A 9614-nucleotide genomic window follows, 5' to 3' on the forward strand; every position below is an offset into this window, starting at 1 on the left:
GACCTCAGGAGGTCCGTTGTTCAGTATCACCGTCCGCGACCACGTCATGGTGGCTCACAGCTTCCGCGGCGAGGTCTTCGGACCCGCGCAGAAACTGCACGGCGCGACCTTCGTGGTGGATGCGACGTTCCGCCGGTCCGAACTCGACAGCGACAACATCGTCGTCGACATCGGCAAGGCGACCGAAGAGCTCAAAGCGGTGCTCGCCGACTTGAACTACCGCAACCTCGACGACGTGCCCGAGTTCGCCGGGATCAACACCTCGACCGAGTTCCTGGCCAAGGTCATCGCCGACAGGCTCGCGGACCGTGTCCATGCGGGAGCGCTCGGCGAAGGGGCTCGCGGCCTCGAAGGCATCACCGTCGCGTTGCACGAATCCCACGTCGCGTGGGCGAGTTACGAGCGTGCGCTGTGAACGGCCTCCATGTCGTCCTGCCCAACGACATCGACGACCTGAGCGCGCCGAGCGGCGGCAACGTCTACGACCGGCGGTTGTGCGACGGGCTCACCGCGACGGGCGTGGAGGTCCACGAAATCGCCGTTCGCGGGAACTGGCCGCGGCCCGACACCGAGGCACGCAAGGTCCTCGGGCGGAAACTCGCCGAACTGCCCACCGGTTCGGCGGTCCTGCTCGACGGGCTCGTGGCCTGTGGCGTGCCCGAGGTGATCGTGCCCGCGGCACAGCGGCTGTCGATCGCGGTGCTGGTGCACCTGCCGTTGGCCGACGAGACGGGACTGTCGCCGTCGCTCGCCACCGAACTGGACGGTCTGGAGCGGGAGACACTCAGGGCGGTCGACGCCGTGCTCGCGACCAGTGACTGGGCGGCGCGGCGGCTGATCGAGCATCACGGGCTCGACCCGCACCGCGTCCACGTGGTGCCGCCCGGCGTCGACAAGGCCGACGTCGCCCCCGGGAGTCTGAACGGGACGCACCTGGTCTGTGTCGCCAACGTGACTCCGCGCAAGGGACAGGGCCTGCTCGCGGATGCGTTGAAGTCCCTTTCGGACCTTCCGTGGATCTGCGAGTGCGTCGGCGCGATCCGTCGCGAGACGCGCTACGTCGAGCGTCTGCGGCGACACACACTCGGCGACCGCTTCACGCTTACGGGACCGCGTACCGGTGAAGCGCTCGAAGCGACGTACGCAGCCGCGGACCTCCTCGTGCTCCCTTCGCGCGCCGAGACGTACGGCATGGTCGTCACCGAAGCGCTCGCTCACGGCGTTCCCGTGCTGGCGACCGCTGTCGACGCCCTACCGGACACGCTCGGCCAGGCGCCCGACGGCAGCGTGCCCGGGATGCTCGTCCCGGGAGATGACGTCAGCGCGCTGGCCGCGGCCCTTCGCCGCTGGCTCACCGAACCCGAACTCCGTGACCGGCTTCGCGCCTCCGCTCGCCTTCGCCGCGAGACGCTGACCGGCTGGGACGCGACAGCCCGCGGCGTCGCCGCCGTACTGCTGAAGGAAAGGACGGCGGCATGACCAAGTACGCCCCCAGCTGGCTGCAGTTACGCGAGGACGCCGATGCCTCGGCCCGTGCGACCGAGTTGCTCGAACCGGTGCGTGCGTTCCTGCGGACCCAGGACGACGTCGTCATCCGAGACCTCGGCTGCGGCACCGGATCGCTCGGCCGCTGGCTGGCCCGGCGGCTGCCCGGCCGCCAGCGCTGGATCCTGCACGACCGCGATCGCGACCTGCTTACCCACGCGCTGGCGCGCACCAGCCGGCCGGATCACGCTTTGGACGGAAGCGAGGTCACCGTCGTCACCGAAGAGCGTGACATCACCGACCTGCGCGCGGCCGACCTCGCCGGGACGTCGCTCGTGGCGGCGTCGGCGCTGCTCGATCTGCTCACCGCCGAGGAGATGACCAGGCTGGCGGAGGCCTGCGTCGAGGCGGGCTGCGCGGTCCTGCTCACGTTGAGCGTTTCGGGACGGGTCGTGCTGTCGCCGAAGGACAAGTTCGACGTCGAGATCTCCGACGCCTTCAACGCGCACCAGCGTCGCGTGACCGACGGCCGGTGGCTGCTCGGCCCGGACGCGGTGGACGTCGCGTTCGGCGTCTTCGAACGGCTCGGCGCCACCGTGCGGCGCGCGTCCAGCCCCTGGCGGCTCGGCGCCGACCAGGCCGCGCTGACCGCGGAATGGCTCACCGGCTGGGTCGGCGCCGCCTGCGACCAGCGGCCGGAGCTCGTCCCCGACGCCGACGCCTACCTGCAGTGGCGGCTGGCGCAATGCGCGGCGGGGGAACTGAACGCCGTGATCCAGCACGAGGACCTGCTGGTCCTGCCGCCGGAAGGTCCGGTGGCGGCGTGAAGCGCTTCTGGCCCTGGCTGAAGATCCTCGGTGCGCTCGCCATCCTCGCCGTGCTCGTCCGGCAACTGGGCACCCAGGCCTTCGTGGACGGACTGCGCGAGGTCGACGCCGCCGGGGTCGCCGCCGCGCTCGGGATCGGCCTGGCCACCACGGTGTTCAGCGCCTGGCGCTGGTGCCTGGTCGCGCGACGGCTGAGCCTCGACCTGACGTTGCCGGGCGCCGTCGCCGAGTACTACCGCGCGCTGTTCCTCAACAGCGTCCTGCCGGCCGGAGTGCTCGGCGACGTCGACCGCGCGGTGCAGCACGGCCGCGAATCCGGGAACGTCCCACGCGGCGTCCGCGCCGTGGTGCTGGAGCGCACGGCCGGGCAGATCGTGCTGATCGGCGCTTCGGTCGCCGTCGTGATCGGCATCCCTTCCGTGGTGCCGCCGCCGATCGACAAGGTCGTGATGATCGCCGGGCTGGTGGTCGTCGTGCTGACCCTCGCGGCCGTCGTCACCGGTATGACCGCCGGGAAACGGTGGATCCACAGTGGATCGAAGTGGCGCCGCGGCTTCGCGATCACCTTGGCCGATCTTCGGATGGGCCTGCTGACCAAGGAGACCTGGCCCGGCGTGAGCCTGCTTTCGGTGGCGACCCTGGCCGGGCACCTCGCCCTGTTCGTCGTCGCCGCGCGGGCGGCCGGGGTCACCGCGCCGGTCGGGGAACTGCTGCCGTTGATGATCCTCGCCCTGCTCGCGATGGGCCTGCCGCTGAACATCGGCGGCTGGGGACCGCGGGAAGGCGTCTGCGCGCTGCTGTTCGGCGCGGCCGGGCTCGGCTCGGCGCAAGGCGTGACCGTGGCCGTCGTCTACGGCGTGCTCGCGCTCGTCGCCGGCCTGCCGGGAGCGGGCGTACTGCTCACCCGCTCGGCCGCAGGCTTCTTCAAGACCTTCAACACTCGCCGCAGCGACACGCCCGCCGCACCGCGCACCGCGGCCCGCGTCGTCAGGACACCCGCACAGATAGGAGAACCGCGATGACCGTCGAAAGGGTCGTGGAGACCAGATTGCCTACCCAGTACGGCGTTTTCACCGCTTACGGGTATTTGGACGCCGACGGCACCGAGCAGATGGCGCTGGTCCACGGCGACGTCGCGGGCTTCGGCACGCTGGCGCGGGTGCATTCGGAATGCCTGACCGGCGACGTGTTCAGCTCGATGCACTGCGAATGCGGCGACCAGCTGGCCGCCGCGCTGCGCGCGATCGTCGAGGAGGGCGCCGGGGTCCTCGTGTACGCACAGGGCCACGAAGGGCGCGGCATCGGCCTGCTCGCGAAGCTGAAGGCGATGCGGCTACAGGACGAAGGGCTCGACACCGTCGAGGCGAACATCGCGCTCGGGCTGCCCGTCGACGCGCGGGACTACCGCGCGGCGGCGGCGATCCTGAAGGACCTGGGCGTCCGGTCGGTGCGGCTGCTGTCCAACAACCCGACCAAGGTCGACCAGCTGAAACTCCACGGCCTGCGGATCAGCGAGCGGGTGCCGCTGCTGGTCATGCCGAACGACGAGAACCTGCGGTACCTGCGGACCAAACAGGAGCGGATGCACCACTTCCTGCCGCATCTGGACTCGGTCACCTCGGCCGGTTCGTGAGACTCCACCTCCCGCGGTGGTGGGGGTCGTGAGTGGCGATGAGGGTTCTAACCCGAATCGCCACTCACGACCCGCTCGGCCCAGTGCGGTGCCGGGGAGGGTGGTGTTGCGAAAGCCACTTTCGCAACACCCAGGGCAGGTAGGTGGAGGGGCGGGCGGGCCGTTCACCCGGGGTGCCTGGGCGCGAAGGCGGGACTCGCGTGCTTGAGCCCGGATCTCGGGTGCTCGGAGACGTGACTCGCGTGCCTGGCTACCGCACTCGGATGTACGGCGTCCGAGCACGCGAGATCCGTCTTCAGGCACGCGAGTGCGCCCGGGCCGCAGCCTCGACTGAGGCACGACACCTTGGACTTACCCTCAATAACCGCAACGTCTTCCGCGAGGCCAGGTGCCAAGTCACGACAACGCGGCCAAGGTCTCCCCGAAACTCTCCACGAGCGACTCGAGCACGAGCCGTCCCTTCTCCGCCGTGCCCAGCGAAGGCCGCCCCACGACACCGGACTCCGAGTACGGCCGTAATCCCAGCGTCAGCAGGTGCCGCCGGTCGTCCGCCAGGTGGTCGGCCTCCTCGAAACCGGGCCGCACCAGAGAAGGATGCGCGTGCAGCAACAGGGAAGTCTCGAGTTCACCCGCGTGCATGTCGCTGTCCAGCGAGGTTTCCAGCCCTGCCGCGGAATGCGCGGCTTGCCAGGCTTCGACGCCGGGGAACAGCGCCATCGGCGAGGTGGCCTCCTGGACCACATTGGACAGTACGTAGTTGCCGCCGTGCGCGTTCACCAGCACCAGTTTGGACACCCCGGACCGGTGCAGCGACGCGGCGACGTCGTTCACCACGGCGTACAGCGTCGCGGCCGAGATGCTGACCGTGCCCGGCCAGTCCGCGTGTTCGTGCGAGCACGCGATGGTGATCGGCGGCAGTCGCAGGATCGGGTACGCGGCGGCGAGGGCGTCGGCGATCGTCGTCGCGATCACCGCGTCGGTGGCGAGCGGAAGGTACGCGCCGTGCTGTTCGAAACTGCCGATCGGCAGCACCGCGACGTCGGCGGCCCGGGTGCGCTCGTCGGCCGTCGTGGCCGTCGGGAACAGGTTCACCGGGCTACGGTAACCCCATGACCGACCACGCCGCATTGTTGTCCGTCGCCGGCGAAGCCGTCGCCAAGGCGACCGGGATCATCCGCTCGATGACGTCGTTTTCCGTTGCCGCCAAAGGTGATCGTGACATGGTGACCGACGTCGACCTCGCCGTCGAGGACGCCGTCCGCGAGTTCCTGTCGCGGGAGACGCCGGAGATCGGGATCCTCGGCGAGGAGCGCGGGCACGAGGGCGACAAGGATCTGTGGTGGGCGCTCGACCCGGTCGACGGCACGGCCAACTTCGCGCGCGGCATCCCGCTGTGCGGCGTCTCGCTCGGTCTCGTCGACGGTAAGAAGAGCACGGTCGCGGCGATCTCGCTGCCGTTCCTCGACGTCACGTACACCGCTGTCGAAGGCCAGGGCGCGTACGCGGGCGAAGAGCGTCTCGCGGCCTCGAAGGCGACCGAACTTTCCGACGCGATCGTAAGCATCGGCGACTTCGCGGTCGGCGAGGGCGCGGAGGTCAAGAACCAGGTCCGGATGGCGTTGCTGGCCGAACTCGGCGGCCGGGTGCAGCGGGTCCGGTTCCTCGGGTCCGCGGCCATCGACCTGGCCTGGGTCGCGGACGGCAAACTCGACGCGAGCATCATCCTCGCCAACAAACCGTGGGACACGATGGCCGGCGTGCTGCTGGTCCGGGAGGCCGGGGGAATGGTCGTCGACGCCGACGGCGGCGACCATACGGTGGACTCGGCGGCCACCATCGCGGTCGGCGCGGGAGTGCGTGACGAGATCGTCGCCGCGATCGCCCGGGTAAACGGTTGAAACTCGATTCCCGTCAGGTGTGAACCGTTCGGGCCCCGCATCCGTGTCCCCTAGTAGGCGCCCCGCCGGTTCGTCGTCCGCATCTGGAGGTAAACCGTGTTCACCTCGAATGTCCGCGTGACCGAACCGGTCGTCTTCGTCCTCCCAGGTGACATCGAGGACACCAGCGGCGAGTACGACCGCCGGATGTGCCAGAACCTCCCGGCGACCGGCCTCCCGCTGCTGGAACTGCCGATCGCCGGCGAATGGCCGATGCCGGGTCCGTTGTCGCGGTCGCGGCTGGCCCGTTCGCTCACCGCGCTGCCCGACGGCACCGTCGTGCTGATCGACGGTACGGTCGCCTGCGGGGTGCCGGAGATCGTCGTCCCGCACGCGCGGCGGCTACGGCTGGCCGTGCTGGTCCACCAGCCGCTCGCGGACGACCCCGCGCTCGATCCGGCGCAGGCCGCCGAACTCGACGCGTGCGAACGGGAAACGCTGCGGCTGGCCGGGATGATCGTCGCCACCGGGCCGTGGCTCGCGCGGCACCTGATCGACCGGCACGACCTCGACCCGACCCGTGTCTACGTCGCCACACCGGGGACGGACGCGGCACCGCTCGCGGCCGGCGCGGACGGCGTCTCCCGGCTGCTGTGCCTCGCGCCGATGACCGCGCGCTACGGCCAGGACGTGCTGATCCACGCCCTGTCCACGATCGACGAACTGGCGTTCAAATGCGTGTTCGCCGGGTCGATGCACCAGGATCCCGCCTACGTCGACGAACTGCGCTGGACGGTCGAGCGGCTCGGGCTCGGCTCCCGGATCAGCCTCATCCAGCCACCGGAGGACCTCGACCTGGTCTACGACGGCGCGGATCTGCTCGTCCTCCCGTCGCGGGGCGGCACCTCCGGGCTGGTCGTCGCCGAGGCGCTGGCACGCGGGATCCCCGTGGTGGCGACCGAAACCGCGGGCACGCACGACGCGCTCGGCGAAGCGCCCGGCGGCGGTGTGCCCGGCATGCTGGTGCCGCCCAACAATCCGTCGGCGCTCGCGACGGCGCTGCTGAGATGGTCGCTCGACGCCGAACTCCGGCATTCCCTGCGGACCTCGGCGCTCGCGCGCAGCAGCGTCCTCGAAGAGTGGGACGTCGCCGCGGGCAGGCTCACCGACGTCCTTTCCCGGCTGCAGGCCGCGCCGCGTCAGCTGGCTTGATCATCGCCCGGAAGCAGCTATCGGGCCGCATCCCGGCTCGGTTGACTGAGCGGCATGCGAATCGTCGATCTTGCGTCCCGTCCGGATCTCCTCGAACCCGCGCTGAATCTCGGTGACGTCGGCGGTGAGTTCATCTACCGGGGTTTCAGCGGCAAGATGATCACCCCGGAACGGTTCCTGCGGCACTGGTCCCGGTACTTCCTGATCGCGCTCGACGACGACGGCGTGCCGATCGCCCGGACGTTGTCGGTCCCGCTGACCTACCCCGCCGACGATCGCGGCGAACTGCCCGAACACGGCTGGGACGAGGCGATCCAGTGGGCCGCCCAGGACCTCATGGACGGCCGCGCGCCGGACACGCTGTGCGCACTCGAAGTCGTCGTGGCCCCGCATCTGCGCGGCACCGGCCTGTCGGCGCCGATGCTGAAGGCGCTCAAGGCGCGCGCCGCCGAGACCGGGCTGAAGCGGCTGATCGTCTCGGTGCGCCCGATCGGCAAGGAGGACGAGCCGGACGTCCCGATGGAGGAGTACGCCGTCCGCCGCCGCGACGACGGGCTGTTCGCGGACCGCTGGCTGCGTACCCACGAACGGCTCGGCGCGCGGATGATCAAGATCTGCCCGTTCGCCGTGACGATCTCGGGCTCCATCGCCGATTGGCACGACTGGACCGGTGTCAAACTCGCCGACGGCGACAACGTGATCCCCGGCGGTATCGCGCCGGTGCACGCGAACGTCGAGCGGGATTGCGGGGTCTACGTCGAGGCGAACGTCTGGATGGAGCACCCCTTCTGATCACTCACGAGCTTCCAGCGTGCTGAGGCGCTGCCCGGAAGCGCGTTCGATGAGCGTGACGAACGCCTTCAGCAGCGATTGCGCTTCCGGGACAGCCTCACTGATCGCCGTCGCCGCTTCGGCCAGCTTCGCGACGACGTCGCTTTCGAGCACTGGATCGTGCTCCAGCCGGCCGGCGTCCGTGAGGCGCTTCAAAGCCATGGTCGCCTTCACGCGCATACGCGGGTCTTCGCCCAGGGCTCGCAGGATGCTCGGGCCGTGCGAAACCAGCCCCTCGTACAGTTCCCGCGATTCGCCGATGTGCCGGGCGAGGACTTCGTCGGCCTCCCGCAGCAGCAAGGCGTCCGGACCGGTGGGGCAGTAGACCTCCAGCAGGAACTCCAGCACCGCGGGGCCGACTTCCTCGATCACCTTGCGGGCTTCGGCGTACGGCGGCTGGAAGGCACCGAGGACGTCGCCGCCCACCGGCGGTTTGCCGGTCTCGATGCAGAACGTCCGGACGTTGCGCAGCCCAGGGTTCACGAAATGCCGCGAGAAGGCGTAGTCGTCGACGGTCCCCGTCGTCGGGTACAGCCCGACACTCTGCTGGACGGCGTACGCGCGTCCATGCTGCTTCGCGATGACCTCCCGCATCCGGTTTCCGGTGCGGAGGAACCAGTTCAGGTCCCCTGCCGGGATGTATTCGCGGTAACGCCCGTCGTTCGGCACCCCGCGATCCGGATTCGGCACCCGGAAGTTCTGCGCGGGATCGGTGGTCTGGTTGTCGTCGTCACCCCACGGGTAGAGGATCAGCTCGCTGTAGGAATGCAGATCCAGCACGGCCGTGATGTGCGGGAAGGCGTCCAGCAGCCAGCGGACGTTGCGGGTCTCCGGCTCGGAGAACGCGTGCGGCCCGCGGTAGACGTCGCTCGCCGGGTCGGGACTCGTGCCGATCCCGCTGTCGAAGAGGAAGTCGTAGTTGCGGTTGAGGTCCACGCGACGGCTGTTCCCGCGCCACATCCGCAGGTTCTCCGCGGACAGGACGATGTCGTGACCGTCCGGGTTGACCACCGGGACGACGAAGATGTCCAGGTTGTCGGCCAGCAGCTTGACCGTGCCGTACTCGTAGGTGCCGGCGGGGTAGTACACCGGCGTCTGCGAGGACAGGGCGTAGGACACCCGGAAGATCCAGTTGTACAGCAGTTCGGGGTTGATCAGCTCACGCGCGTGCACCCCGGCCAGCAGGAGCACGCCCGGCCGGTCGGCGCGGGTGCCGCCGCGGATGCGCAGCGCGGAGATCGTCTTGCCCTGCACCGACGGTTCGGGCAGCTGGACCCGGGACATGACCTCCGGCAAAGCCTGCGCGATGTCCCGGATGTACCGCTCGAACTGGTACGACGCCTGATATCCCGGCGGCACCGCGGTTTCGGGTCCGGCGTCGAGTGAACGCGGCTCGTCGCCTTCGGCCGCGATCTCCAGCGGCGCGGTTTCGACGTCGGGATGGACCACGACGTCGTGGCCGCTGTCGACGAGAGCGGTGATCTCGGCGTCGGCGAGGTAACCGTCGACAGCCGCGCCCTCGGCGGTCTCCCTGGCCGTCGAGGGGAACAGGTCGAGCCCGCGCCGGGCGAGCAGGCGGAGTCCCGCGCGATCGGCGACGGAGACGGTGACGAAATGCCGTGTGGCCTCGGTGTCGGGCATGGGTGATCCCCTCTGTGGTCGGTACCCCGACGACGCTAGGGAGCACCCCTTGCCGCGACAGGGGCGAAACGGACCGGCTTTCGGGTGGCCTTTGGGGCTCGTGAGTGG

The 9614-nt window shown here is 69.9% G+C and carries 10 protein-coding genes; 8 read left to right on the forward strand and 2 right to left on the reverse strand.

Annotation, left to right across the window (positions count from 1 at the left end; genetic code table 11):
- The first annotated feature begins 16 nt into the window (after window positions 1-16).
- From H5J31_RS32285 to ribA, 5 genes are read left to right on the forward strand one after another with little or no spacing between them, the layout of a single operon-like run.
- Complete coding sequence (locus tag H5J31_RS32285) at window positions 17-415, forward strand: 6-pyruvoyl trahydropterin synthase family protein (protein WP_181776456.1); 399 nt, start codon at window positions 17-19, stop codon at window positions 413-415.
- Window positions 412-1479 carry a glycosyltransferase family 4 protein gene (locus H5J31_RS32290; RefSeq protein WP_181776457.1) on the forward strand — a complete coding sequence of 356 codons (1068 nt, stop codon included), beginning with the start codon at window positions 412-414 and terminating at the stop codon, window positions 1477-1479. Before H5J31_RS32285 ends, H5J31_RS32290 begins: the two co-directional genes overlap by 4 nt.
- A complete protein-coding gene (locus tag H5J31_RS32295; RefSeq protein WP_181776458.1) occupies window positions 1476-2312 on the forward strand; it encodes a class I SAM-dependent methyltransferase in 837 nt (278 codons plus the stop codon). The genes H5J31_RS32290 and H5J31_RS32295 overlap by 4 nt, the downstream gene beginning before the upstream one ends.
- On the forward strand, window positions 2309-3334 hold the full coding sequence (locus H5J31_RS32300) for a lysylphosphatidylglycerol synthase transmembrane domain-containing protein (RefSeq protein ID WP_181776459.1): 1026 nt from the start codon (window positions 2309-2311) through the stop codon (window positions 3332-3334). Before H5J31_RS32295 ends, H5J31_RS32300 begins: the two co-directional genes overlap by 4 nt.
- Window positions 3331-3945 carry a GTP cyclohydrolase II gene (gene ribA, locus H5J31_RS32305; protein ID WP_181776460.1) on the forward strand — a complete coding sequence of 205 codons (615 nt, stop codon included), beginning with the start codon at window positions 3331-3333 and terminating at the stop codon, window positions 3943-3945. Before H5J31_RS32300 ends, ribA begins: the two co-directional genes overlap by 4 nt.
- A 396-nt stretch (window positions 3946-4341) precedes the next feature.
- Here ribA and H5J31_RS32310 read toward each other — a convergent pair whose 3' ends face one another.
- Window positions 4342-5037 (reverse strand): creatininase family protein, encoded by a 696-nt coding sequence (locus H5J31_RS32310; protein WP_328701673.1) that lies wholly within the window; start codon window positions 5035-5037, stop codon window positions 4342-4344.
- A gap of 17 nt (window positions 5038-5054) precedes the next feature.
- Here H5J31_RS32310 and H5J31_RS32315 point away from each other — a divergent pair, with 17 nt between their 5' ends.
- The 3 genes from H5J31_RS32315 to H5J31_RS32325 all read left to right on the forward strand — a co-directional run bounded on the left by H5J31_RS32315 (window position 5055) and on the right by H5J31_RS32325 (window position 7826).
- Window positions 5055-5843 (forward strand): inositol monophosphatase family protein, encoded by a 789-nt coding sequence (locus H5J31_RS32315; RefSeq protein ID WP_181776462.1) that lies wholly within the window; start codon window positions 5055-5057, stop codon window positions 5841-5843.
- Window positions 5844-5939: 96 nt separating this feature from the next.
- Window positions 5940-7034 (forward strand): glycosyltransferase family 4 protein, encoded by a 1095-nt coding sequence (locus H5J31_RS32320; RefSeq protein WP_181776463.1) that lies wholly within the window; start codon window positions 5940-5942, stop codon window positions 7032-7034.
- A 54-nt stretch (window positions 7035-7088) separates the two neighbouring features.
- On the forward strand, window positions 7089-7826 hold the full coding sequence (locus H5J31_RS32325; RefSeq protein WP_181776464.1) for a GNAT family protein: 738 nt from the start codon (window positions 7089-7091) through the stop codon (window positions 7824-7826).
- Here H5J31_RS32325 and H5J31_RS32330 read toward each other — a convergent pair whose 3' ends face one another.
- Window positions 7827-9506 (reverse strand): M14 family zinc carboxypeptidase, encoded by a 1680-nt coding sequence (locus H5J31_RS32330; protein ID WP_181776465.1) that lies wholly within the window; start codon window positions 9504-9506, stop codon window positions 7827-7829.
- Between the last annotated feature and the right edge of the window lie 108 nt (window positions 9507-9614).

This window comes from Amycolatopsis pittospori (assembly GCF_013870525.1).
GTDB classification, from domain to species: domain Bacteria; phylum Actinomycetota; class Actinomycetes; order Mycobacteriales; family Pseudonocardiaceae; genus Amycolatopsis; species Amycolatopsis pittospori.